The following is a 25162-nucleotide window of genomic DNA, read 5'->3' as shown; positions in this document are numbered from 1 at the left end:
GAATAAAAAAATCCCCAGGAAAACCTGGGGATTTAATATTATTAAAGAAATAAGGTTATTTCTTAATGAATTTAGATTTGAACTGATCTCTTCCTTTTTCATCAATCGTAATCATGTATCCGCCTTTAATTAAAGCTGAAACATTGATTTTTCCACCGTTGATATTTCCACTATCCAATAACTGACCGGCAACACTATAAATTTTATAAGTAGCCTTATCAGAAACTTTAGTTACATTCAAGACATCAGCTGTAGGGTTTGGATATAACTGGATACCGTTATTAGGATTAGCTACATCGCTTGTTCCTAAAGAACCTGTAATAACCACATTATAATCTTCTATTTCACCGTAAGTATTAAACACTCCACAAGCGTTTGTGAAAATATAACCCGGAGAACTGTAATATAATACCCCCACTCTCATTCTCAAAGGCTGACCTGTAACGGCAGTAGAAGGAGGTGTAAATGTTGCTGTAACTGGGTTTTGGACATTTGTAGCTGCATTTGAAACAGTCATTATTCTTTCAGAATCTTCAAAAACTCCATTTCTATTGAAATCTATCCAAGCTGAAACCATTTCCGGGTAAGCAGTAGAAGCCCATCCTTTTGTAACAGATAATGTATAAGGATTATTCTGCATCAAATTAATCTGAAGAGCAGCATTTGCTGTATAGTTTGTATATACGCTAGGTCCTGATGGATTGGTGATGTTTGCTAAAGAAACACCCGCAATATGATCATCTGTTGCATTAGCTGAAGCTGCTGTACAATAAGTAATACCTGCTGTACTAAAGTTTACAGACGCAGAATAAGTACCCTGCGTTCCTGAACACACTGCCGCAACCTGAACTTCATAAGCAGTTCCATCAACAAGGTTTGTTAAGGTAATACTAGAGGATGAAGTTGTAATCTGCTGCCAAGAAGTATCAGATACTTTTTTATAACGAACAACATATGTAGCTAATGTAATGGGAGCCCAGTTTACATCAACAGAGTTTGTTGTAATGTTACTTGTTACAATACCTGTAGGCGCGGTCCCGTCACAAGAAGAGAAATTGGTGACAATTACTGATTTTACAGCATAGAATACATTTCCTATAGAAGATATTCTAACTTTAATTGTCTGGCCGTTTAAAGCAACAGGGAAAGTAAATGCCTCACTTCCGTCATTTACGGTAGAAGCTGCAAGGGTTACCCATGTCGTTCCATTATCAGTGGTGTAGTCAATTTTCACATTGGCAACATTATAAGGTGAGGCATTTGTGTTAGCTACATCCCATGTAATAGCAGACGGAACGTTAGAAGCAGCATATTGTGAAGTAATCTTAAATGGCCCATCACCTCCAACAACAATTGTCTGTTGTGCAGATTGAGTCTGCTGCTGTGTAACATCCACATTATTATCTCTTACTGTTACCGCGAAATTAGTAGTTCTAGGTACCATAGATACTGATTCCCAACCACTATTTGAGTTATCCAGAACTCCGGATAATACTGAAGATAACTTAGGGAAATATCTTGTAGGACTTGTTGTTGCTGCAACAGATCTAAATGAAGCACCCGTAGTTGTAGTTCCCAGATTATTTTTATCAATCACAATACTTGCATTGTCAACTTCCTCCCAAATATAGGTCAAAGGATCATTTTCAGGATCTGTTGCAGAAGCTGTTAATACGAATGCTGTTCCTTTAGGAATATTGTAAGTAGGTAAAGCCGAAATTACTGGAGGATTATTTACTACAGCTGTTTCTACATCACAAGTTTTATTAGTCAGGTTATTTTGAATCTGAACAATACTTACTTTATGAAAGAATGGATCAGAATGTGCCTGAACATCTGTCGTAGCTCCGGTGATACCAGCATATCCCATAATGGTAGATCCAGAACCCGGCTCAACGTTTACTCCAGCATTCTCTAAAGCATGGGCAAAGGTATGATTTGCACCTATCTGATGTCCCATTTCATGGGCAACAAAATCGATATCAAAATTATCTCCGACAGGGCTTGTACTCTGTGTAAAACCTGAACCTTTAGCCAGTGAAGTAGTAGTAGCAGGATCAATACACACACACCCTATACAGCCTGCATTTCCATTATTTCCTGCTGCATTGAAGATATGTCCGATATCATAATTTTCATTTCCTACAGCCGTGGTAAGAGTCTGCTGTAACTGCAGATTCAAGTTTCCAGTATATGGGTCTGTTGCGGCATTAGTATAGATTATATTCGGATAGTTTTGAACATTTAAGTGTAGTGCAAGATCTTTTTCAAACACTCCATTTACCCTTGTCATTGTGGCATTAATTGCCGCAAGAGCCAATGGTACTGTTCCACCATGAAAAGCTGTATATTCTCCAGTCGTTGAAATTGCTAAACGCATTGTTCTGAATTTTTTATCAGAACTTTTAGAAAAATCTGTAGGTTGGTTTTTAAAAGACTTTCCAGATTTAATTAATGCATCCAGCTCGGTTACTTCTTTAGAATTTTCAGAGGTACTACATGCAAAACTCTTAGTTCCTGTTGGGACGGATTTAGGATGAATTCCGTAAACTGTTTTATCAGCATTTTGAGGCTCAATAAATTCATAATTACCATCCTTGATCACCATTGATTGAAAATCATTAGGAGCTAGAGAAAATCTTAAATATTTAGAAGGATCATCAATCCCCACTCCAACATAAGAACCAAGTTGATATTGGTCTGCCAGTTCCTTTACAACAACCGGAAAGCTATATACTGCAAATCTTTCAATTTTTCCACTTAAGGTTGGCAAAGAAATCTCAACAGATTTTGCATTAGGTCCTGTCTCCTGCGCATTTTTAAGTTGTTCTCTTATTTTAACAAGATCTAACTTATAATAATTACGCACTAAAGAAAGTTTCATTTCCGAACCATTCCTGAATGTAGTAGGCGTCCACTGTGCCAGAGCAGTACCACCTATTAAACTACAAATTAAAGTAGTAATAAGTTTTTTCATAAATTTATCAATAATATTAGATTATTTCACAAATCTAATAATTTTATACTATTATGCTACTGCATTGTCATAATTTTTGAAAAAAAAATATCATTATCACTTTTATTACAGAATAAAAATAAATCCTCAGAATTACCTGAGGATTAGTTATTATGTAAAATAATGTAGTTTTTTAAGAGATTTTCTTAAAACTTATAGGCGATATTCCAAGCAAAACCCATATTAAATTTCGAAGAACTTTTCCCGAACCCCGGAACGATCATCGGCTGTATATCTTCCTGCTTAGAGGTTGCTACCATGTATTTAGGCTGCAAATTAACATCAATATAAAAATTTGAATCAAACAGCTGTACTCTGCCTCCTATCAGACCTTCTATCCAATACGACGATTGTGAAGATGAAGGAAAGGCTAAGGAAGAATTGCTACCACCATACCCACGAACCGGAACTGCCATATATTCCTGAGTATAGAATGATGTTGCCGCTTTTCCTCCTACATAAAATCCATTAAACTCATTTTCAGCATCCTTGGCAAGCATATAAAATGCTCCTAATTTCAGGAAAGGCCCGCTCACTTTTGCATCATAGCTGTTCTTCTGATAGATATTCTTCTCAAAACCAGCCTCTATGACAGCATGAACGTTATCGTTGATCTTTGAGGAGATAAATCCCTCGTACAGTTTTCTATCTGAAAAAAAGGAAGCTCCTGCATTGAGGGCATCAAGACCAATCATAAAATTGGGTTTGTATTTCCATTTTTCTTTTTTAACTTCTTTAGTAGTCTGAGCAAAGCTCAATATTCCCAATAGGCTAAAAAAGAAGGTAAAGATTAGTCTTGTCTTCATTCTCTATTTGATTTTGTCCTTCTTCCAGCTTTTGAACAGGATTAGGAGTTGTTAATGCTGAAGTTAAATTCTCGTAATATTTTTTAATCCCACATCCCGGAGACACATATGTGGACTTGGTTGTGTAATTGATTCTGACTTGTGATTCTGCGCCTTTATCTGATAATCTAAAGTAAACATCAGTATAAGGAGAATCATCTACCCTTAATGGAATAAGTCTGGAACCAATCTTCTCAAGTTTCCCCAACTGTACTTTTCCGGATCCGTAGTCTACCGCTACATATAATGAATCTAATGTAACCGTTTTCCCTGTCTGAAGAGATTTGAAAGCAACCTTCATTCTGGGAGTTCCTTCTCCACTTTCACAGATATCATCATCCCCACCACAAGAAAAGAGGGTTCCGAGCACGCATATTAATAGAATGAATTTAAGGTATTTCATAATTTTATTTTGGATCTAATGCTTTTTCTATTCTGAAAACAAGATCTTCATAATGATATTTATTAACCATATTAACATCTGTTTTTGCAGAAATTTCTTTTTTAATTGAATTCAAATTGCCTCTTGCAATAGCAGAAACATCAGATCTGTCAGAAGATTTTGTATCCACCAGCTTGATTAAATTATCCACATAATTTCGCTGAAGATTTCTTCCGTACACATCAGGATTTTCTTTTTTAATGATAGAAGAATTAAGATCTGAGAACAATTCGGAAATCGTATAGGTATTTTGATCTACCGTTTCCATCTGATACATATTCTGCAAAACCATTGGGCTTAAAATTCTGGAAAGAACCCCATTCTGAATATCTTCAACAGTTTTCACAGGTGTTTTTCCTGTTTTCTCAAAAATATCCTTTTTGATCAGCCACTGCGGAGTGGTAAATACATTTTCTTCTAAAAACTTCATGGCTTCTTTCTGATCTTTTTTAGGTACTACTTCATATACCGCCCCTGACTGTTCAGCCGTTTTAGGAGTTTCCATCTGGCCTCCAATATATTTGGAAACATGTCCCAGATATCTTTTGAACTGAAGGGTAACCTGATCATACATCGTTCCAAGGTTTTCATAATCTTCATTCGGAGTAGCCGTCCACTTGTCAAGGTTCTCGATAATCCTTTTCAGGTTTTTGATTCCGTAGGTACTTGCAATCATTGCATTATCTCCTACCTGTTCGCTTTGCGATCTCGGATCTAAAGGATTGGATTCAGTCCCGAACCAAAGTCTGTTATTCTGAAGGTTTTTAATCACCCATTTATTTAAGTATTCTTTTTCCAGGTCCGGAGTATTGTACTGATAAAATCTTCTGTACCCCCACTCGATCGCCCAGTCATCATAATCTCCGATTCTTGGCATAATTCCGGAATCTCCGATATTATCTTCCGGCTGTGCAACATAATTAAATCTTGCATAATCCATAATTGAAGGAGTATGTCCGTTTTTCTCAAGCCATTTTTTATCTCTCAATTTTTCAACCGGAACCGTAGAACTTGAACCAAAGTTATGTCTTAATCCTAAAGTATGTCCAACTTCGTGAGAGGAAACGAAACGAATCAGTTCTCCCATTAGCTGATCATCAAATTCAACTTTTCTTGCTCTTGGGTCATTCGGTGATGCCTGAACGAAATACCAGTTTCTCAACAGCATCATTACATTATGATACCAGTTGATGTGGCTTTCCAGGATTTCTCCTGTTCTCGGATCTGAAATTGAAGGCCCCGAAGCATTAGGAACATCAGAAGGTTTATATACTATTGCAGAAAACCTTGCATCTTCAAGGCTCCATTCCGGATCTGATTTAGCATCAGGAACTTTTGCATAAATAGCATTTTTAAAACCTGCTTTTTCAAATGCTTTTTTCCAGTCGTTTACCCCCTGAATCAGAAAAGGCACCCATTTTTTTGGGGTGGCTGGATCAATGTAAAATACAATTGGTTTTGCAGGTTCCACCAATTCTCCTCTTTTATACTTTTCAAGATCTTGGGGTTTCGGTTCCAGTTTCCATCTTTTTACCAAAGAAATTCTTTTTACGCCCTGAGGATCAAGATCAAAATCGGTATATCCTACAGTAAAATATCCTACTCGCGGATCAAAATACCGTGCCTGCATTTTATTTTCAGGTAAAAGAACCAATGAAGCATTGATCTCTACTGTATAATTTCCACTTATTTTAGGGATATCTCCTGGTGGAGTTCCTGGTATTGGTCTTCCTAAAGTTCGAGCAAAAGTTTTAGTGGTATTGATTTCAATATTATTAGGAAATGATTTCACAAAGTTCACAAAAGACATATCCTTCTGAAAAGCTCCTACTTTAAAGGCATCTTTATAATTTACAGAGAAAGAAACCATTTCGTTGTCAGAATTCAAAAGGTCTGTAACTTCAATGACCGATGATTTTGTATTAACTCCATACGTTTTTACATCAAAAGATTTTACGATCGGCTGTACGTTATTTCTTCTTACAGAATTATACATATCCGAAGTAGAATCTTTTGCATAGTCTACAAAAGATATGGCTCGCAGAAGAATTTTATCTTTGGGGCCTTTTTCAAAAGCTACCACCTGCTGGCCAATCTGATCTCCTGCATATCCTGTACTTCCGGAACGCATTCCTGCAGCAGCTTTTGTAAGTCTGGTCACTAATAGAAATTCCTTTTTTAACATTGAATCAGGAATTTCAAAGTAATATTTATCATCAATTTTATGAACCATAAAAACGCCCTGATCGGATACAGCTTTATCTGTAATAACCTCTTTATAAGGTTTTATCAAAGGCTTTTTCTTATCATCTTTTTTTACTTTAGCGGTATCAGTTTTTACACTGGTAGAATCTTTTTCCTGCCCTTTCAATTCACACTGATTAAACATCAGGGCCAATAGGATGAATACAACACTAAGATTTTTCGCTCTTTTCATTAAATTTTTCTGATTATTAGTTTCAAATTTAATTAAATTATTTTTTAATCAATAAAGCAATGTTTTCAACATGATGAGTCTGCGGGAACATGTCTACCGGTAAGATTTTCACCAAAGTATAATGATCTTTCATCAATGCCAAATCCCTAGCCTGTGTTGCTGAATTACAGCTCACATACACTACTTTTTCAGGAGCCAGTTTCAGGATTTGTTCTACAACCTTCTGGTGCATTCCGTCTCTTGGCGGATCGGTAATTAAAACGTCTGCTTTAGGATGGTTTTCAAGAAACTCATCATTAAACACGTTCTTCATATCTCCACAATAGAATGTTGTATTGGTAAGGCCATTTAATTCAGCATGTTCAATCGCGGCGTCTATCGCTTCCTGAACCGATTCAATTCCAATAACATGCTTTGCATTTCTTGCCACATACTGAGCAATGGTTCCTGTTCCTGTATATAGATCATACACCACTTCATCTCCTTTCAAGTCTGCAAACTCCAATGTTTTTCTATACAGTTCCAAAGCCTGCTTATAATTCGTCTGGAAAAATGATTTTGGTCCTATTTTAAATTTAAGCCCATCCATTTCTTCCATCAAAAATCCTTCTCCAAAATAGGTATTGACATTCAAATCATAAATAGAATCATTCTGCTTAGGATTGATGGCGTATACCAATGTTTTTATCTGTGGGAAATTTTCAAGTAAATAATCAAAAAGCTTTATTCTGTTAGCTTTTTCTTCTCTGTATAACTGGAACAACACCATCCATTCTCCTTGAGAGTTCTGTCTCATCATTAAAGTTCTCAGGAATCCTTCCTGATTTTTAACGTCAAAGAAGTCCAATCCATTATCTACCCCAAATTTTTTCACGGCCAAACGGATTGCATTTGATGGATCTTCCTGAAGAAAACATTCTTTAAGATCCAGAATCTTACTCCACATTCCCGGAATATGAAACCCTAAGGCATCTTTGCTTCCAAAATTTTCTTCTGAGCTTATTTCATATTTGGTAAGCCATCTCGCATTGGAGAATGAGAATTCCATTTTGTTTCTGTAAAAATACTGTTCGGCAGCTCCTAAAATAGGTATGGTTTCAAAATCATCGATTCCGCCGATTCTTTTGATGTTATTGTATACTTCTTCCTGTTTAACGTCGAGCTGTTTCTCATAGCTCATATTTTGCCATTTGCATCCTCCACAAGTTCCAAAATGAATACATTTAGGTTCCACTCTGTAAGGAGATTTTTCCAATACTTCTACCGTTTCAGCTTCATAGTATTTGGACTTAGATTTTTTTACTCTGGCATTCACCACATCTCCTGGAATTGCTCCTGAAACCAATACGGTTTTTCCATCTTCAGTCTTTCCAATTGCTACTCCTTTAGCTCCTGCAGTAAACAACTTGATATTTTCAAGAATGATATCTTTCTTCTTTTTCATCCGGAATTTTTTATTTTTCTATAAGGCGGAGGAACCTTTCGGTTTCATCCGTAATTCTATTTTTTCTATATAACTGAATGAAACCTTCCGGTTTCATTTCGCAAAAATACAACAAAAAAAAACCTTATCCGAAGACAAGGTTTTCCTCTATGTTAAAGTTTATTATTTTGTCTGAACCGGCTGCGGGTTAGCAGGTTGAGCTTGTTGTTGTTGTTGTTGTTGTTGTTGTTGTTGTTGTTGCATTGCAGCAGGGTCAGCATTCATTCCCGGCTGTAATTGCATGTTAGGATCTACTTTTGGAGCAGAAAGTCCTGTTTGCTTGTCCAGAATAGTAACCAGATCCTGTTCTCCTAAGTTTACAAATGATCTGCTGGCAATTTTACCGTCTTTATCAATGATAACGAAGCAAGGTAATTTGAAACCGTATACGCCATATTTTTTTGCAATATCAGAGTTTAATCCTCCATCAGCATATACATTAATTCCTTCAACTCCTTTTAATAAAGCATTGCTTGTTTTTACAAACTGATCTTTTGTATCGTCTACGTTTACATACACGAAGTTCATTTTAGATTTATAAAAGTTGGCCACTTCTTTCAATACAGGTACTGTACCTTCTGCAATGTAAGGATTCCAAGAAGCATAGAAAAACAACATATAAGGTTTTCCTTTGTTTTCAGAAAGCTTGTATGCTTTTCCATCTTGCTTCACTAAAGATGCCTCCGGTGCAACCTCACCAATTTTAAGACCGGTGATGGCAACCTGCATTTTATTTAAATCTGATTTAATGGTTGCGTCCTTAATATCCGTATCAATAATTTTCTTGATTTTATCAATCGTCTTCGGTTGTGAAGTCGGGTGAATATCCTGAGCCAATACAAATCCTAAAAGATAATCTTTAGCAGTCTGTGTTACTTCTTTTTGGCTTTTTAAATATTCTGCAAAAAGTTCTGAAGTAATTACGTCTGTTTTTCCCTTGCTGTTTGCTTCTGCATATTTCTGGAAACCAGGACTCATTTTAACTAATAAATATTGTCTGTAAAGAGGAATCGTTTTCACCATTACATCTTTATTGTCCTGCAGTTTATTTTCATAATCTGTAAACACTTTTGTTACTTTGAATGAAGGATTTCCTGACATCTGGCCATGAGACATTTCGTAGTTTCCTAATAAATTAAGGATAATTACTTTAACGTCATTTTTCTTCCATTCGATAAGGCCTTTGCTAGGATTATATTTTTTAGCAATTTCATCAACATTTTTATTGATATCTGCTTCAATTTTCTGTGCTCCTTTTAAAAATGCCTTTTCATCACCACCCATTAATTCCTGAATGTTGATTTTCTTACCATATTCTGATAAGAATTTTTGGTTTGCCTGAAAGAAATCATTGTTCTTTTTAGCATCCCCTGTAACGATATATTCGTTCGGGAAAGTAGCTCCATTCCCTGAGATATTAATTTTTTGACCTCCTTCAAGGTAAATTAAATTCTGTCTTCCAGCATAGTTGATCACATACATTCCATCTTTCGGAGCTTCAAAGCTGCCAGAAAAATTACCGTCTTTATCTAAACCAATGTTAGCAAGAGGAAGTGTTCCTACACCTGAAGCTTCCACAAACTCGATTCTTTCAAGTGGTGAACTTCCCGTAATTTTTCCTTTTACCTCAACTTTTTTTGAGCAAGACATCACAAAGATTGCAATGATAAACAATAAAAGATATTTTTTCATTTTGAATTTTATAATTAAACAAAAATAAGTTTTTCAATATACTAAATACAATTTAATAGGACTTTTTATGAAAGATTTAACTAAAAAAATCGTCATCCGTTAAGGAGACGATTTTTTTTATGTATTTCAATCAATTTTATCCTTTATCTACAAGAGCTGCCATGTATTCTCTGTTCATTCTGGCGATGTTTTCAAGAGAAATTCCTTTCGGACATTCTACTTCACATGCACCTGTATTTGAACAGTTACCGAATCCTTCATCATCCATAGCCTGCACCATGCTCAGAACTCTTCTTTTCGCTTCCACTCTACCTTGCGGCAATAATGCAAACTGAGAAACTTTAGCTCCAACAAACAGCATTGCAGATCCGTTTTTACAGGTAGCCACACAAGCTCCACATCCGATACAAGCCGCAGCATCCATTGCTTTGTCTGCATCTTCTTTAGGAACCGGAATAGCATTAGCATCTAATGTATTTCCTGATGTATTCACAGAAATGAAACCACCCGCAGCCATTACTCTGTCGAAAGCACTTCTGTCCACCATCAAGTCTTTAATAACCGGGAAAGCAGCGCTTCTCCAAGGCTCGATAACGATCGTTTCACCGTCTTTGAACATTCTCATGTGCAACTGACAAGTTGTAATCCCCGTATCCGGACCGTGAGCTCTACCATTGATGTAAAGAGAACACATCCCGCAAATTCCTTCACGACAGTCGTGGTCGAAAGCGATAGGTTCTTTTCCCTCGTTAATTAAGTTTTCATTAAGGATGTCCAGCATTTCTAAGAATGAAGAATCTGTAGAAACATCCGATATTTTATAGGTCTCAAACTGACCTTTGGTTTTACTATTTTTTTGTCTCCAAATTTTCAGCGTAAGATGAAGGCCTTTTTTTGCACTCATAATTTTATATTTATAGGTTGGAGATTATTTGTAACTTCTCGCTTTAACTTCGATGTTTTCATAAATAAGATCTTCTTTATGCAGAACTTCCTGTTTGATATCATCACCTCGATATTCCCAGGCTCCTACATATTTGAAGTTAACGTCATCTCTTTCTGCTTCCCCTTCCGGAGTTGCGTGATCTTCTCTGAAATGTCCACCACAAGATTCATTTCTGTGTAATGCATCGATAGCCATTAATTGTCCAAGTTCAATAAAGTCTGCTACTCTGAATGCTTTTTCAAGCTCAGTGTTCATACCTTCTACATCTCCAGGAACTTTTACGTTTTTCCAGAAATCATTTTTCACTTCTTCAATTTCGCTGATCGCCTCTCTTAATCCTTCAGGAGTTCTTCCCATTCCTACTTTATTCCACATAATGTGTCCTAATTGCTTGTGGAAGTGGTCTACAGAATGAGTTCCTTTGTTATTTAAGAAGAAATTGATTTTATCTTTAATTCCTTTTTCAGCTTCAGCAAAATCAGCTGAATCTGTAGGAATAGCTCCAGTTCTGATATCTGCAGAAAGATAATCTGCAATGGTATAAGGAAGTACGAAATATCCGTCTGCAAGACCTTGCATCAATGCAGAAGCCCCAAGTCTGTTTGCTCCGTGGTCTGAGAAGTTAGCTTCACCAATTACGAAACATCCAGGGATAGTAGACTGAAGGTTATAATCAACCCAAACACCACCCATCGTATAGTGAACTGCAGGATAAATCTTCATTGGAGTTTTGTAAGGATCATCAGCAGTAATCTTTTCGTACATTACAAATAAGTTACCGTATTTTTCTTCAATCCAAGCTTTTCCGAGGTCGTAAATTTGCTGATCACTAGGATTATGAATATGCTTTTCAATAGCAGCTTCTTTCCCTTTTTTGATGATTTCTGTAGAGAAATCTAAGTAAACTCCTTCTTTAGTTTCGTTATTTTCAATTCCGAAACCGGCATCACATCTTTCTTTACCCGCTCTAGACGCAACGTCACGAGGAACTAAGTTTCCGAATGCAGGATATCTTCTTTCTAAATAGTAATCTCTATCTTCTTCTTTAATGTTTTCAGGTCTTAATTTCCCTTCTCTAATAGCAACTGAATCTTCAATTTTCTTAGGAACCCAGATTCTTCCTGAGTTTCTTAATGATTCAGACATCAGAGTAAGTTTAGACTGCTGTGTTCCATGAACAGGAATACAAGTTGGGTGGATCTGCACATAACAAGGGTTTGCAAAATATGCTCCTTTTTTGTGAATCTTCCAAGCTGCAGAAACGTTTGACCCCATTGCATTGGTAGAAAGGAAATATACGTTTCCGTATCCTCCTGATGCAATCACTACAGCGTGAGCAGAATGTCTTTCAATCTCACCTGTTACAAGATTTCTTGCGATAATTCCTCTTGCTTTTCCGTCTACAATTACTAGATCTAGCATTTCGTGACGGTTATACATTTTTACTCTCCCCTTACCGATTTGACGGCTTAAAGAAGAATAAGCACCTAATAATAACTGCTGACCTGTTTGTCCTTTAGCATAGAATGTTCTTTTTACCTGAACTCCACCAAATGAACGGTTATCTAACTGGCCGCCGTAATCTCTTCCGAATGGTACACCTTGTGAAACACACTGGTCGATAATGTTGGCAGATACTTCAGCTAATCTGTATACGTTTGCTTCTCTTGCTCTGTAGTCACCACCTTTGATGGTATCGTAGAATAGTCTATACGTAGAGTCACCGTCACCTTGATAATTCTTAGCGGCATTGATACCTCCCTGCGCTGCAATGGAGTGTGCTCTTCTTGGAGAATCCTGATAACAGAATGCTTTTACATTATATCCCTGCTCTGCCAAAGTAGCCGCAGCAGAACCTCCTGCCAAACCTGTACCTACAACAATAATATCAATCTTATCTCTGTTGTTTGGTGCAACAAGGTTCATATGGTCTTTATGATTTTTCCATTTGTCCTTTAGAGGACCAGCCGGAATTCTAGAATCTAACTTACTCATATTAGTATATTGATATTATTGAGTTATAAAATGATAAATTGCAATAAAAATAAATCCAGCAGGAATAAGGATAGCATACCACTTTCCAAACGCTTTAATTACCGGAGTATATTTAGGATGCCTTGCACCAATTGACTGGAAAGAAGACTGAAATCCGTGAGCTAAGTGTAATCCTAATAAAACAAAAGCAATCACATAGATAGCCACCCTCCAGATATCAGCAAACTTTTCATGCAGTTCCGGCCAAAAACGTTCTGCATCAGGAGCAAGCCTTTCCACATACTTGTAATTAATTTCATGTAACCAGAAATCATAAAAGTGAAGCGCCAAGAAAGCTAAAACAACCGCACCAGAAATAATCATATTTCTAGACATCCATGAAGAATTCACAGAAGCGTTGTTTGCCGCATACTTAACCGGACGCGCTTTGTTATTCTTAATTTCCAGTACAAACCCCATAATAAAATGGAAAATCACTGCAAAACCAAGAATAGGCTGCATTAAGAACTGCACAAACGGATTATAGCCCATAAAATCTGATGCCGTATTGAATACATCTCGATTAGGTAATACCGATAATAAGTTTGTCGTCAAATGCAGTATAAGAAAGATCAGCAAAAATAGAGCTGATAATGCCATCGCATATTTTCTACCTATTGTAGAACTCGTTAAACCTGCCATATTAAGTTTAAATTTGAATTTCTACAAAATTAAGAAATGTTAACAATATCAAAAAGTGAGAAATCTCACAATTAGTTAGTTTGTAACCTTTCTAAATAAGAGCTCAAAACGTTGTAGATACGGGAAAAATAAAAAAAATTAACAATTAATTTATATTGTAAAGTTTGCCATTATACACCGCCTTTTGAGCCGTCTTTGGCAAGGTTTTTATTTCAATCCTCTTGAGCCTTCTTGCAGCCCGGTATGGATTGATAATAAATCGTACTACCTTATCTTTTTCTGAATTTTCTTCAATCCAAAAGCAGGCCTCATTCCCTTCCTTCACTGAAAACACTTTACTTTTACTAAAGCTATGAAACAGAACTTCTTCCTTTCTGTTTTCATAAATTGTAAAGCTTATTCTAACCAATATAAAAACAAAAACTGCCATTATCAATCTCGCAGAATTTTTAAGGTTTACCCTCAAAATTACAAACCTCAGCAGGTAGATCACTACAGCTATGGATAAAACCTCCACCAGATTCATGGGTATATTTTCAAAAAACAAAATATCTGCATCCGCAAACCAGTGAATACAAGTCAATAAAACCTGAATAATAAAATCATACACCCCATTGATCAAACTGAAATCAATATTGAATGCTACCAGTGTGGTCATTAAAAAAGAAAATACAATAATAATTTCTGAAAACGGAACGATAAAGAAGTTGGCAAGAATTGAAATAAAAGAAAACTGGTGAAAATAATATAAGACTAAAGGTAGCGTTGCCACCTGAGCAGCAATGGAAATTGAAACGGTATTAAAAAGAAGTTTTTTCAAATAATTATCCTGTCTGGGGAAATAGTTTAAAATGGGTTGATTCAGCCAAAAAATTCCTAATACTGCTGCAAAACTTAACTGAAATCCTACATCAAAAATCTGATTTGTATCGAAAATCAGAATGATGAATGCCGACAACGCCAGGGAGTGAAGCAAATCCGGTTTACGCTGCAACAACTGGTACATAAAGTATACACTCAACATAATACAGGAACGCAATACGGAATTCCCCAACCCAATAAATAGAGTAAAAAGCCATATGAAAATGAGACTGGTAATGACCGCATATTTTCTGAACTTCAAAGGCAATATTTGAGTCAAAAGAAAGTAAAACAATCCGAAAATAACAACAATATGAGTTCCTGAAATCGCCAAAAAATGAACAAGACCTGATCTGTTAAAATCCTGTACGGTATTGCTGTCCATTTCGGTTCTGTCCGCCAGAATAATACCTTTTAAAAAATCCCGGCTTCGAATAGACATTTTCATAGCATCGATTTTCTGAAGCAGTTCCATCCTTTTTTGAGCCATCTTTTCACTTACATTCAAATCATTTCTTAGTGTAGAAGATAAGTCTCCACTGATATAATATTGAGAGTTTATGTGCTTACGCTGCAGATATTTGGCGTAATCAAACTGAAAATCATATTGGGGATGTTTGGGTATAGAAATGTAGGCTTCTGCCTTGTAATAATGATTAAAATCAAGCTCCTTACCATTCTTTGGAGTCTGTAAAATTGCATTCAAAGCTTCTTTCCCATCCTGAACAATTACTTCATATTTTTTATTTTTTTCAGTTGAATTTAATTTTTTTGAAATTTTAAAAATAATAATTTTCCGATCGGAAATCCGACTGTCTTTTGATGTAGAAATATTGAAAGAATGAAGTGTTATTCCGGCTCCAAAAAATAATATACCTAAGAGTACAGGTCTCAATCTAAATAAAAAATAAGAATGAAAAAAACTTGACAGGAGAATGAGCAAACAAAGCCCACAAATTATATAAATTGGGATATTACTCAATAAGAAATGATCCTGAAAGAAAATTCCAAGAATAAAACAGAGGGTCAGAATAAGAAGAGGCTGTTTACTCAACTGTAATTATTTTCTCCTCAAAATAATCAATTATCTGCTAACTGAATATCACTGAATTTGCAGGTTAAAAATAATTTTCACTGTAAACCAGATAATTGAACGCGTGATTTTTTCCTATAAAAATCGAATTCTCATTAAACTTTTAAAATCACCTCAGCAGCATGATCACTGGCTCCTTTTCCACCGAGTTTTTCTCTTAAAAGCTCATAATCCTTTAGTACCTGAGTTCTTTTCTCCCCTTTCAGTACTTTTTTAAGCTCTTCAACCAGGTTTTTAGTATTCAGGTCGTTCTGAATGAGTTCTTTCACCACTTCCCGATCCATGATCAGGTTGACCAATGAGATGTATTTGATATTTTTCACCAGCCTTTTTGCGATGGCATAAGAAACTTTGCTTCCGCGGTAGCAAACCACTTCTGGAATATCCAGCAATGCTGTTTCTAAGGTTGCCGTTCCAGAAGTCACTAAGGTAGCTTTTGAACACCTCAGCAGGTCATACGTTTTATTGGAAACGAAATGTACATTGTCGTCCACATATTTCTGGTAAAATTCTTTGGGAAGACTGGGTGCACCGGCAATCACAAATTGGTAATCTTTAAATTGCGGTCTCACTGAAAGCATAATTTCAAGCATTTTTTCCACTTCCTGTTTTCGGGAACCGGGTAAAAGCGCAATGATTTCTTTTTCGTTTAAACCATGTTCCTTTTTGAAGTTTTCAATGCTGATGTCCTGAAGATTTGAAATGGCATCAAGCAATGGATGACCCACAAAATGAGAATGCACACCATGCTTTTTATAGAACTCTTCCTCAAACGGAAGAATCACCATCATTTCATCTACATATTTTTTGATGATTTCGACCCTGCCCTCTTTCCAGGCCCAGAGTTGTGGGGAAATGTAGTAGACCACCTTAATCCCCAGTTCTTTCGCAAACTTGGCTATTCTCAGATTGAATCCCGGATAATCAACAAGAATTAAAACATCCGGTTTATTTTTTTTGATATCCTCTTTGCAGAATTTAATATTGTTCAATATCGTTTTTAAATTCATCGCAACCTCCAGAAATCCCATAAAAGCCAGATCACGGTAATGTTTTACCAATGTTCCTCCCTGCTGGGTCATAAGATCTCCACCCCAGAATCTAAACTCGGCAGCCGGATCTTTCTGTTGTAACGCTTTCATTAAATTGCTTCCGTGCAGATCTCCGGAAGCCTCTCCTGCAATAATGTAATACTTCATTTCTATGGTAAGGATAGAGAACAAATTAAGGCTTTATCGAATCTTAATTTGTAAATTTGTTCAAAGATAATGATAAAAAATGTCAGAAGAATTTGAAATCCGAAATAAAGTTGCGGAAAGCGGCCTGGTAAACTTTGACCTTTCAACACTTGTTCCTAAGGGAGTGAGAAAAGGCATTGACCTGAAAGATTTTCTGTTTCAGGAAATGATCCTGAAAGAAAAAGATTTCCGCGAAAAGGTAGAAGCGATTAACACTGAAGAATATGAGGGTGCCTATATTTACATCTACAATTCCGCAGATGCGATTGTTCCGCTGTGGGCTTATTTTGTATTGACTGCAAAACTTACAGATGTTGCCAAAAAAATTGTTTTCGGAAACCGTCAGGATCTGGAGGTTATTTTAATGCACAATGCCATCCAGACGTATGATTTTGATTTCATGAGAGGAAAAAGAGTTCTGGTAAAAGGCTGTACAGATAAAGACATTCCTGAAAATGCCTATATAGAATTGGTTGAACAGATTAAACCTATCGTAAAATCTCTGATGTTTGGGGAAGCATGTTCTAATGTGCCTATTATAAAGAATTAATACATAGATAAACATTCATCTTTCCTGTTCCTTAATTCAGATTTTATTTACTCCTGCAGAAGTCTTATGATCGCTCTTGCCGACTATCACGGAAGATCATAAACTTTAACAATAATTATAAGTTGAAAAAAATTTGGTATTCATATTTTTTAATAAATTTGATCAACTTAATATTTAAAAATAAACACAAACATGAGTTTAATCGATTTACTTACAGGAAATACCAGCAGCCAGGTTGCAGAACAGGCTGAAAACAAATTTGGGATCAGCAAGAACCAAATTATCGCTTTATTAGCAGTAGCTGCACCACTTGTTATTTCTCATCTTAGAAATAAATCACAGGATAGCAACGAAGCAGAAGCTCTAAATAATGCTTTGGATAAAGATCATGATGGAAGTATTTTAAATGATGCTTCACAGGCAGAAGCCAGACAAGCCGAAGGCGGATCTATTCTTAACCATGTTTTTGGTGGAGAAAAAGAAAATGTAGAAAACCAACTGTCTCAGAATACAGGAATCTCTATTGATAAAATCGGACCTATTCTTGCCATGCTCGCTCCTGTTATTATGGGATATATCGGACAGCAAAAGCAACAAAACAATGTTGGTGCCGGAGGATTGGGAGGTTTACTTGACGGCATTCTTGGAAATGCTTCAAATCAGGCTCAGGCTCAACAGTCAAGTCCATTGAATGACATCTTAGGAAGCGTTCTTGGAAACGGTCAGTCTTCATCATCAGGAAATCCTTTAAATGATATTTTAGGAAGTGTCTTAGGTGGTGGCGGACAGCAGCAGCAAGGAGGCGGCGGTTTAGGAAGTATCCTTGGAGGCCTTTTTGGAGGAAAATAATTGAATTTTAATACAATACACAAAAAATGGCGGAGATTAATCTTCGCCATTTTTATTTTATCAACTCTTTGCTTTCTCTGAAGCTACAGCAGTTTTGCCTTTCTTTCTAAGTCTTCTCTTACCATAACTTCCTGAATTGATTTTTCCTCTTTTTGATTTTTTGTCTCCTTTTCCCATAATGAAATATTTTATTGATGACTACTAATGTAAAAATAAGTCATCAATATCCAAAGCTACAGACTGTTAAACTTTTCATAATCGTTACTATTCTGGTGTGCATTTTATTAATTTAATGGCTAAAAGACACAAAGTATTTGCCTTGATTTAAAATAATTGCAGCGCTATAAAAATTATCACCTCAAATATCTTTAAACAAGGAAAAATGAAAAAAATATGAATATTTCATAGAAATTAATTATTAACATTATCAAAATTTAATTTAGATTTGTATATTCTTAAAAATGAAGTTCATGAAAAAAATAATCTCTACATTCTTTGTACTTGGAATTTCAATGGCTGCCAATATGCTATCTGCACAGGAATTAAGTACTCCACAGATGAAGGCTATTTACACAGACAATATTGATGTATTTAAAAAGCAGTTTGCGAAAGCAGACTATAACAAGTGTTTTGCGCTGAAGACAGATTCATTCAGTCCGCTTGGATTCAGTGCTATGTACGGTAAAAATCAGATTGTTAAATATCTTCTGGATAACAAAGCAGATATCAATAAGCCTTGTAATGAAAAAACGCCGCTTGATCTGGCCGAGTTAGGAGAAAGAAAGGAAACTGCAAAATTATTACTAGCAAAAGGAGCCGTTAGAAACTAAAAGCTCTAAATAATATTTGAAGACTTCCGAAAGGAAGTCTTTTTTTGTTTATACAACCTGCAAAAATCTTATCTTTGCAGTCTAAAATTGGGGCCTTTGTGTTCTCAATATCTAAAGTCTAATATCTAACATCTAAAACAAATGTTTCGATCACACACAAACGGAGAATTATCTCTAAAAAATCTTAATGAAGAAGTTACACTATCAGGATGGGTACAAACGATCCGTGATAAAGGATTTATGATTTGGATAGATCTTCGAGATCGTTACGGAATTACTCAATTGGTTTTTGATCAGGACCGTTCTTCTGCACAATTGATGGAAGAAGCTAAAAAACTTGGCCGTGAATTCGTTATTCAGGTAAGTGGAAAAGTCATTGAAAGAGTAAGCAAAAACCCTAATATTCCAACAGGAGAAATTGAAATTTTAGTTGAAAAATTAACGGTTCTTAATGAATCTCAACTACCGCCTTTCACAATTGAAGATGAAACGGATGGTGGAGAAGAAGTAAGAATGAAATACCGTTATCTGGATATCAGAAGAGCTCCGGTAAGAGATAAACTGATCTTCCGTCACAAAATGGCGCAAAAAGTAAGAAATTATCTTTCAGATGAAGGGTTTATCGAAGTGGAAACTCCGGTGTTAATCAAATCTACTCCGGAAGGAGCAAGAGACTTTGTGGTGCCGAGCAGAATGAACCCCGGACAATTCTACGCATTGCCACAATCTCCGCAAACTTTCAAACAATTGTTGATGGTAGGTGGAATGGATAAATATTTCCAGATTGTAAAATGTTTCCGTGATGAGGATCTGAGAGCCGACAGACAGCCGGAATTCACACAGATAGACTGTGAAATGGCGTTTGTAGAGCAGGAAGATGTAATGAATGTTTTTGAAGGAATGACCAAAACCCTGATCAAAGATATTACAGGTCAGGAATTCGGAACTTTCCCAAGAATGACATTCGCAGAAGCGATGCAGAAATACGGAAACGACAAACCGGACATCCGCTTCGGAATGGAGTTCGTAGAATTAAACGACTTAGTAAAAGGAAAAGATTTTAAAATATTTGATGACGCTGAATTGGTTGTCGGAATTAATGTAGAAGGATGTGCAGACTATACCAGAAAGCAGATCGACGAATTGGTGGATTGGGTAAAACGTCCACAAATCGGTGCTTCAGGAATGGTTTGGGCTAAGTTTCAGAATGACGGAGTGAAAACCTCATCTGTCAACAAATTCTATAACGAAGAAGATCTGGCGAAAATCATTGAAAAATTCGGAGCGAAAGAAGGTGACTTAATGCTGATCTTATCCGGAAACGAAAATAAAGTAAGAGCACAGCTTTCTGCCTTAAGAATGGAACTTGGAAACCGTTTGGGATTAAGAAAAGGAAATGTATTTGCACCACTTTGGGTAGTAGACTTCCCGTTATTGGAATTTGATGAAGAAAGCGGACGTTATCATGCCATGCACCATCCTTTCACCTCTCCAAAACCTGAAGATATCCATTTGCTGGAAACAGATCCCGGAAAAGCAAGAGCAAATGCTTACGATATGGTGTTGAACGGAAATGAGATCGGCGGTGGTTCTATCAGAATTTTCGATAAAGACTTACAGTCAAGAATGTTTGATTTACTAGGATTTACCAAAGAAGAAGCAGAAGCTCAGTTTGGATTCCTGATGAATGCCTTTAAATACGGAGCACCTCCTCACGGTGGTTTGGCTTTCGGATTTGACCGTTTGGTGGCCATCCTTGATGGAAATGAAGTGATCAGAGATTATATCGCATTCCCTAAAAATAATTCAGGACGTGATGTCATGATCGACGCACCGGCTGCGATTGCTGATGAACAGCTCGATGAATTGGAATTGAAATTAAATGTAAAAGCATAAATTAGAAGCGGAGATTTTTTCTCCGCTTTTTTAATGAAAAAAAATGAAAATAGCAGCAGCCCAAATCCAGCCTGTAAAAGGAAATATTCTTAAAAACATTGAAAATCACAACATATTAATCAACGCTGCCGTTGATCATCATGTTGATATGATTATCTTCCCCGAACTGTCCATTACCGGATATGAACCAGAATTGGCAGATCAGCTTTCCATTCATTATGAAGATTCTGTTTTAGACATTTTTCAAAAAACGGCAGACGAAAACAACATCAACATCACTGTGGGAATGCCTACAAAATATGATGACCGTTTATGCATCAGCAGTATTATATTCCAGCCGGGAAGAAAAAGAGAGGTGTATTCAAAACGCAATCTTTTCCCAACGGAAACTAGTGTTTTTTCAAAAGGTGATAGTTTCTGTCAGTTGGAAATAATACAGAATAAAATTTCATTGGCCATATGCTATGATTTATCGGATCCTTTGCATTCACAGGAAGCTCATCAAATAGGATCAAACATCTATACTGCAAGTGTTCTCAATTCTGTAAATGGTATTGACGAAGATCTTATTAAACTTTCCAATATTGCGGCAAAATATCACATGCATGTTGTAATGGCAAATTTCATAGGAGAATCCGGCGGCTATGAATGTGCCGGCAAATCTTCTGTATGGAGTAAAAACGGAACTCTTCTAGGACAACTCAATAGTGAAAATGCAGGAATCCTTATTTTAGACACTGATAATGAACAGGTAGAAAAAATGTATATCAACTAATATAAAAAAGCGGAGAAAAATTTCTCCGCTTTTTTATTCAACCAGCTCCAGCTCTTTCATTTTTATTATTTGCTCCCTTCCCGGTCCCGTTGAAAGATACCCTACAGAAACTCCCAGTTCTTCCTCTAAAAATGAAAGAAAATTCTTTAGTTCTTCAGGTAGTAAAGACGCTTCTTTAAGATTCGAAATATCCGCACTCCAGCTTTCCATCCATTTCAATACAGGACGGGCATTTTCAGGAAGTGATCCGGAAACGGTCTCAACTGTTCCGTCTTCCAGTTCATAATGGGTGCAGACTGCTATGGATTTCATTCCACTTAAAATATCCGCTTTGGTCAGAATCATCTGTGTAACCCCATTGATCATAATTGCATATCGTAAAGCCGGAAGATCCAGCCAGCCTATTCTTCTCGGACGTCCGGTATTAGAACCAAATTCATTGCCTTTCGTTCTGATTTCTTCTCCCAGTTCATCAAAAATCTCTGTCGGAAATACTCCGTTCCCAACTCTTGTACAGTAGGCTTTGGCAATACCAAATATCTCACCGATCTTTTTAGGTGAAACACCCAGTCCGCTGCAAGCTCCTGCCGCTGTGGTGGAAGAAGAGGTTACATAAGGATAAGTCCCGTGGTCTATATCCAGCATCGCCGCCTGAGAACCTTCTGCCAGAACCTTTTTTCCTTCAAACAAAGCAACATTCAAGAACAGTTCTGTTTCCGTACGGATGAATTTCTTTAAAAAATCGATGGCTTCAAAAAACTCAGTGCTGATTTCTTCTAGAGAAGGAAGGATCATATCTCCGCCGGCGAGCAATCGGTAATCTCTTTTCAGAATATGCTCTACCCTGCTTTTAAAATCCGTAGACTCTATATCGCCCACCCTTAGATTCTGTCTTAAAATCTTATTCGAATAGGCCTGTGCAATCCCATTTCGCGTAGTTCCGATCGTTGTATACTCCGGATTGTCTTCCATAAAGATATCCAAAAGCTTATAAGTAGGAAGGACCAGATGTGCTTTCCTTGAAATAATCAGATTTTTTTCCGGTTGTACAGTAGTATCAAATTCCTGTAAGTTTATAATTTCCTTTCTGAAGCTTACTGGATCCAGTACCGTCCCTGTTCCAATGACATTTTGAACTCCTTTCATAAAAATCCCCGAAGGAAGCGATTTCAATGTAATTCTTTTTCCATTGCGTTCTATACTGTGTCCGGCATTGGCTCCACCATTAAAACGAGCGGCAATGTCATATCCTTCACTGATAAGATCGATAAATTTTCCTTTACCTTCATCTCCCCACTGCAATCCTAATACAATATCCATATGTTACTTTTTATGGGACAAAGCTATTGCAAGTGCTTTACGCGGCAATTGTCATTTGACAAGAAAGGAGTTTACTGTACATTCTTCCTGATCCGGCTGAATGAGGATGGCGTAATTCCCAGGTAAGAAGCAAGCATCGCCTGAGGAACACGGTTAGCAAGTCCGGGATAGTGGTTCAAAAAATAAAGGTATCTGGATTTTGCATCAAGATTGAGCATCGTGCTTACCACTTTCAGCTTATTTTCAGCAACAAAAGCATGCAGCCTCGCAATTAAAACCGGCCAGACCGCAATCTCTTTTTCTAGTATTTTAAAATAATCAAAATCAAGAGTCAGTACAGTAGCATCTGTTATCGCCTCAATATATTCATTGGAAGGAATTTGATCTGCAAAACCATGAAAATCTCCGATGAACCGGCCTTCATAAATAAAATAACGGGTAAAATCATCGCCTTGTTTGTTATAATACAGTGACCGGAATACCCCTTCTTTTACAAAAGCTATGGTTTGACTGATCTTCCCGGCTTCCACAAAGATTTCTCCCTTCTGGATACTCATTTCCTGAATGCCTTTCGCAATCAGTAATTCCTCTTTTTCATTCAGGATTCCAAACTTTTTGATGTACGAGAACAGTTCTTCCATATTGCTGTTTATTGGAATTTTAAAGGTATTGAAATAGTCTTTAAAAGCAATGGTCAATTGACAACAAATCTTTAAAACCTTGGCAAAAAGCCCGTCTAATGGTACATTAATTGCTTGATTCTTAAAAACGTAAGACTATGAAAGCAATTTGGAACGGTGCTATTGGATTTGGCTTAGTGAATATTCCTGTTAAAATTTATTCTGCCACAGAAACCAGCAAACTGGATCTGGACATGCTGGATAAATCCGATTTTTCTAATATTAAATTCAAAAGAGTCAACGAAAAAACCGGGAAAGAAGTAAAATGGGAAAACATTGTCAAGGCTTACCTTATGGAGGATAAATATGTCGTCCTGGAAGATGAAGATTATGATAAAGCACTCCCTGAAAAAACTAAAATCCTTTCTATTGAGCATTTTGTAAAAGAATCAGAAGTAGACAGCGTTTATTTTGAAATGCCTTACTTTCTAGAACCTCAGAAAAATGGTGAAAATGCATACAGACTTTTGATAAAAGCCCTTCAGGAGACAAAAATGGCTGGAATAGGAACTTTTGTACTCCGGGAGAGTGAAGCTATAGGCATGATACGCCCGTATAACGATGAAATACTAGTCTTAAACCGCTTAAGATTCAATCAGGAGATCAGAGATTACAAAGAACTTAAAATCCCTGCTAAAAAGGCTCCAAAACCCGCCGAACTCAAAATAGCCAAAAGCCTTATCGGCCAGCTGTCGGAAACATTCGATCCCTCCGTGTATAAAGATACCTACTCTGAAGCGCTGCTAAAGATCATTAAACAGAAAGCCAAAGGCAAAAATGTGAAAACGAAAAAGGCTAAGCCTGTAAAAGAAGGCAAAGTGATTGATCTGATGGCCCAATTAAAAGCCAGTTTACAAAATTCCAAATCTAAAAATGCATCATAATGGCACTCAAAGATTATAACGAAAAACGAAAATTCGACGAAACCAGTGAACCCAAAGGAAAAACAAAAAAGAGTAAAGACAAGCTTGTTTTCGTGATTCAAAGGCATGCAGCGAGTCGGCTTCATTATGATTTCCGTCTGGAAATGGAAGGAGTTCTGAAAAGCTGGGCAGTTCCCAAAGGTCCGTCACTGGATCCCAAAGATAAACGTCTCGCCATGATGGTGGAAGATCACCCATATGATTATAAAGATTTTGAGGGGAACATTCCTGAGGGTAATTATGGCGCAGGCCAGGTGGAAGTCTGGGACAGCGGCACCTATGAACCTTTAGATGATAGCTCCCAGCTTTCGGATGAAAAAGAATTGCTGAAAGAATTAAAAGCCGGTTCGCTGAAATTTATTTTGCATGGTAAAAAGCTGAAAGGTGAATTTGCATTGGTTAAAATGAAAAATACTGAAAATAATGCATGGCTTTTAATTAAACATAAAGATGATTTTGCAGAAGAAAAATACGATGCAGAAGAAAACACCTCTCCAAAATCATTGGTAACGAAATTTCTAGAGGAAAAAAAAAGCCTAAAAAGCAGCAAAAAGAAGTCATAACATCAGAAACAAAACCTGCCTTTCAAAGATTTAATTCTTTAGTTGAC

At 36.6% G+C, this 25162-nt stretch carries 21 protein-coding genes; 7 read left to right on the top strand and 14 right to left on the bottom strand.

All coding sequences use genetic code 11. The features are described from left to right. Positions 1–55: 55 nt before the first annotated feature. The 11 genes from IW15_RS18330 to lpxB all read right to left on the bottom strand — a co-directional run bounded on the left by IW15_RS18330 (position 56) and on the right by lpxB (position 16690). Positions 56–2977: a reprolysin-like metallopeptidase gene (locus IW15_RS18330; protein WP_034714343.1), complete on the bottom strand. Its 2922-nt coding sequence runs from the start codon at positions 2975–2977 to the stop codon at positions 56–58. A 185-nt stretch (positions 2978–3162) separates the two neighbouring features. After that, positions 3163–3822, bottom strand: a complete 660-nt coding sequence (locus IW15_RS18325; protein WP_034714341.1) for a DUF6048 family protein — start codon at positions 3820–3822, stop codon at positions 3163–3165. Continuing rightward, on the bottom strand, positions 3788–4264 hold the full coding sequence (locus IW15_RS18320; protein WP_034714339.1) for a DUF6452 family protein: 477 nt from the start codon (positions 4262–4264) through the stop codon (positions 3788–3790). The genes IW15_RS18325 and IW15_RS18320 overlap by 35 nt, the downstream gene beginning before the upstream one ends. 4 nt (positions 4265–4268) lie before the next feature. Continuing rightward, entirely contained in the window at positions 4269–6740 is a 2472-nt protein-coding gene (locus IW15_RS18315; RefSeq protein WP_034714337.1) for a zinc-dependent metalloprotease, read from the bottom strand. Positions 6741–6777: 37 nt separating this feature from the next. Next, positions 6778–8184: a 23S rRNA (uracil(1939)-C(5))-methyltransferase RlmD gene (gene rlmD, locus IW15_RS18310; protein ID WP_034714335.1), complete on the bottom strand. Its 1407-nt coding sequence runs from the start codon at positions 8182–8184 to the stop codon at positions 6778–6780. Between the two features lie 162 nt (positions 8185–8346). Further along, positions 8347–9915 (bottom strand): TlpA family protein disulfide reductase, encoded by a 1569-nt coding sequence (locus IW15_RS18305; protein ID WP_034714333.1) that lies wholly within the window; start codon positions 9913–9915, stop codon positions 8347–8349. Between the two features lie 136 nt (positions 9916–10051). After that, positions 10052–10819 (bottom strand): succinate dehydrogenase/fumarate reductase iron-sulfur subunit, encoded by a 768-nt coding sequence (locus tag IW15_RS18300; protein ID WP_034714331.1) that lies wholly within the window; start codon positions 10817–10819, stop codon positions 10052–10054. A 24-nt stretch (positions 10820–10843) separates the two neighbouring features. Beyond that, positions 10844–12856: a fumarate reductase/succinate dehydrogenase flavoprotein subunit gene (locus IW15_RS18295; RefSeq protein ID WP_034714329.1), complete on the bottom strand. Its 2013-nt coding sequence runs from the start codon at positions 12854–12856 to the stop codon at positions 10844–10846. A 15-nt stretch (positions 12857–12871) separates the two neighbouring features. After that, positions 12872–13537: a succinate dehydrogenase cytochrome b subunit gene (locus IW15_RS18290; protein WP_034714327.1), complete on the bottom strand. Its 666-nt coding sequence runs from the start codon at positions 13535–13537 to the stop codon at positions 12872–12874. 145 nt (positions 13538–13682) lie between these two features. Then, the gene (locus tag IW15_RS18285; RefSeq protein ID WP_034714325.1) at positions 13683–15452 is read right to left on the bottom strand and encodes a ComEC/Rec2 family competence protein; all 1770 of its coding nucleotides are present in this window, start codon (positions 15450–15452) and stop codon (positions 13683–13685) included. A 134-nt stretch (positions 15453–15586) separates the two neighbouring features. Next, complete coding sequence (gene lpxB, locus IW15_RS18280; RefSeq protein WP_034714323.1) at positions 15587–16690, bottom strand: lipid-A-disaccharide synthase; 1104 nt, start codon at positions 16688–16690, stop codon at positions 15587–15589. 79 nt (positions 16691–16769) lie between these two features. Between lpxB and IW15_RS18275 the strand changes: the two genes are divergently transcribed. Further along, a complete protein-coding gene (locus IW15_RS18275; protein ID WP_034714321.1) occupies positions 16770–17279 on the top strand; it encodes a DUF2480 family protein in 510 nt (169 codons plus the stop codon). 192 nt (positions 17280–17471) lie between these two features. After that, positions 17472–18128 (top strand): DUF937 domain-containing protein, encoded by a 657-nt coding sequence (locus IW15_RS18270; protein ID WP_034714319.1) that lies wholly within the window; start codon positions 17472–17474, stop codon positions 18126–18128. A 60-nt stretch (positions 18129–18188) separates the two neighbouring features. Here IW15_RS18270 and IW15_RS22390 read toward each other — a convergent pair whose 3' ends face one another. Next, positions 18189–18305: a 30S ribosomal protein THX gene (locus tag IW15_RS22390; protein ID WP_084681486.1), complete on the bottom strand. Its 117-nt coding sequence runs from the start codon at positions 18303–18305 to the stop codon at positions 18189–18191. 293 nt (positions 18306–18598) lie between these two features. On the opposite strand from IW15_RS22390, the gene IW15_RS18265 reads away from it, so the two are divergent. The 3 genes from IW15_RS18265 (at position 18599) to IW15_RS18255 (ending at position 21629) form a co-directional block, all read left to right on the top strand. Next, entirely contained in the window at positions 18599–18958 is a 360-nt protein-coding gene (locus tag IW15_RS18265) for an ankyrin repeat domain-containing protein (protein ID WP_034714317.1), read from the top strand. Between the two features lie 141 nt (positions 18959–19099). Next, complete coding sequence (gene aspS / locus IW15_RS18260; protein WP_034714315.1) at positions 19100–20854, top strand: aspartate--tRNA ligase; 1755 nt, start codon at positions 19100–19102, stop codon at positions 20852–20854. A gap of 43 nt (positions 20855–20897) precedes the next feature. Beyond that, complete coding sequence (locus IW15_RS18255) at positions 20898–21629, top strand: carbon-nitrogen hydrolase family protein (RefSeq protein ID WP_034714313.1); 732 nt, start codon at positions 20898–20900, stop codon at positions 21627–21629. 33 nt (positions 21630–21662) lie between these two features. Here IW15_RS18255 and IW15_RS18250 read toward each other — a convergent pair whose 3' ends face one another. Both IW15_RS18250 and IW15_RS18245 read right to left on the bottom strand, forming a co-directional pair. Beyond that, positions 21663–22949, bottom strand: a complete 1287-nt coding sequence (locus tag IW15_RS18250; RefSeq protein ID WP_034714312.1) for an adenylosuccinate synthase — start codon at positions 22947–22949, stop codon at positions 21663–21665. A 71-nt stretch (positions 22950–23020) separates the two neighbouring features. Further along, entirely contained in the window at positions 23021–23590 is a 570-nt protein-coding gene (locus IW15_RS18245) for a Crp/Fnr family transcriptional regulator (protein ID WP_034714392.1), read from the bottom strand. Positions 23591–23727: 137 nt separating this feature from the next. Between IW15_RS18245 and ku the strand changes: the two genes are divergently transcribed. Together ku and IW15_RS18235 are read left to right on the top strand one after the other, a co-directional pair. Further along, positions 23728–24513, top strand: coding sequence for a non-homologous end joining protein Ku (gene ku / locus IW15_RS18240; RefSeq protein WP_034714310.1), 786 nt, complete (start codon positions 23728–23730; stop codon positions 24511–24513). Continuing rightward, complete coding sequence (locus IW15_RS18235; RefSeq protein ID WP_034714308.1) at positions 24513–25115, top strand: DNA polymerase ligase N-terminal domain-containing protein; 603 nt, start codon at positions 24513–24515, stop codon at positions 25113–25115. Before ku ends, IW15_RS18235 begins: the two co-directional genes overlap by 1 nt. The last annotated feature ends 47 nt before the right edge of the window (positions 25116–25162 follow it).

This window comes from Chryseobacterium soli (assembly GCF_000737705.1).
Classification (GTDB): Bacteria; Bacteroidota; Bacteroidia; order Flavobacteriales; family Weeksellaceae; genus Chryseobacterium; species Chryseobacterium soli.
This window is presented reverse-complemented; position numbering and strand designations above follow the sequence as displayed.

Excerpts from the sequence above, each read along its gene's own strand:
- IW15_RS18330 (WP_034714343.1), bottom strand. The coding sequence starts at position 2,977 with ATGAAAAAACTTATTACTACTTTAATTTGTAGTTTAATAGGTGGTACT.
- IW15_RS18325 (WP_034714341.1), bottom strand. The coding sequence starts at position 3,822 with ATGAAGACAAGACTAATCTTTACCTTCTTTTTTAGCCTATTGGGAATA.
- IW15_RS18320 (WP_034714339.1), bottom strand. The coding sequence starts at position 4,264 with ATGAAATACCTTAAATTCATTCTATTAATATGCGTGCTCGGAACCCTC.
- IW15_RS18315 (WP_034714337.1), bottom strand. The coding sequence starts at position 6,740 with ATGAAAAGAGCGAAAAATCTTAGTGTTGTATTCATCCTATTGGCCCTG.
- rlmD (WP_034714335.1), bottom strand. The coding sequence starts at position 8,184 with ATGAAAAAGAAGAAAGATATCATTCTTGAAAATATCAAGTTGTTTACT.
- IW15_RS18305 (WP_034714333.1), bottom strand. The coding sequence starts at position 9,915 with ATGAAAAAATATCTTTTATTGTTTATCATTGCAATCTTTGTGATGTCT.
- IW15_RS18300 (WP_034714331.1), bottom strand. The coding sequence starts at position 10,819 with ATGAGTGCAAAAAAAGGCCTTCATCTTACGCTGAAAATTTGGAGACAA.
- IW15_RS18295 (WP_034714329.1), bottom strand. The coding sequence starts at position 12,856 with ATGAGTAAGTTAGATTCTAGAATTCCGGCTGGTCCTCTAAAGGACAAA.
- IW15_RS18290 (WP_034714327.1), bottom strand. The coding sequence starts at position 13,537 with ATGGCAGGTTTAACGAGTTCTACAATAGGTAGAAAATATGCGATGGCA.
- lpxB (WP_034714323.1), bottom strand. The coding sequence starts at position 16,690 with ATGAAGTATTACATTATTGCAGGAGAGGCTTCCGGAGATCTGCACGGA.
- IW15_RS18275 (WP_034714321.1), top strand. The coding sequence starts at position 16,770 with ATGTCAGAAGAATTTGAAATCCGAAATAAAGTTGCGGAAAGCGGCCTG.
- IW15_RS18270 (WP_034714319.1), top strand. The coding sequence starts at position 17,472 with ATGAGTTTAATCGATTTACTTACAGGAAATACCAGCAGCCAGGTTGCA.
- IW15_RS22390 (WP_084681486.1), bottom strand. The coding sequence starts at position 18,305 with ATGGGAAAAGGAGACAAAAAATCAAAAAGAGGAAAAATCAATTCAGGA.
- IW15_RS18265 (WP_034714317.1), top strand. The coding sequence starts at position 18,599 with ATGAAAAAAATAATCTCTACATTCTTTGTACTTGGAATTTCAATGGCT.
- aspS (WP_034714315.1), top strand. The coding sequence starts at position 19,100 with ATGTTTCGATCACACACAAACGGAGAATTATCTCTAAAAAATCTTAAT.
- IW15_RS18255 (WP_034714313.1), top strand. The coding sequence starts at position 20,898 with ATGAAAATAGCAGCAGCCCAAATCCAGCCTGTAAAAGGAAATATTCTT.
- IW15_RS18250 (WP_034714312.1), bottom strand. The coding sequence starts at position 22,949 with ATGGATATTGTATTAGGATTGCAGTGGGGAGATGAAGGTAAAGGAAAA.
- IW15_RS18245 (WP_034714392.1), bottom strand. The coding sequence starts at position 23,590 with ATGGAAGAACTGTTCTCGTACATCAAAAAGTTTGGAATCCTGAATGAA.
- ku (WP_034714310.1), top strand. The coding sequence starts at position 23,728 with ATGAAAGCAATTTGGAACGGTGCTATTGGATTTGGCTTAGTGAATATT.
- IW15_RS18235 (WP_034714308.1), top strand. The coding sequence starts at position 24,513 with ATGGCACTCAAAGATTATAACGAAAAACGAAAATTCGACGAAACCAGT.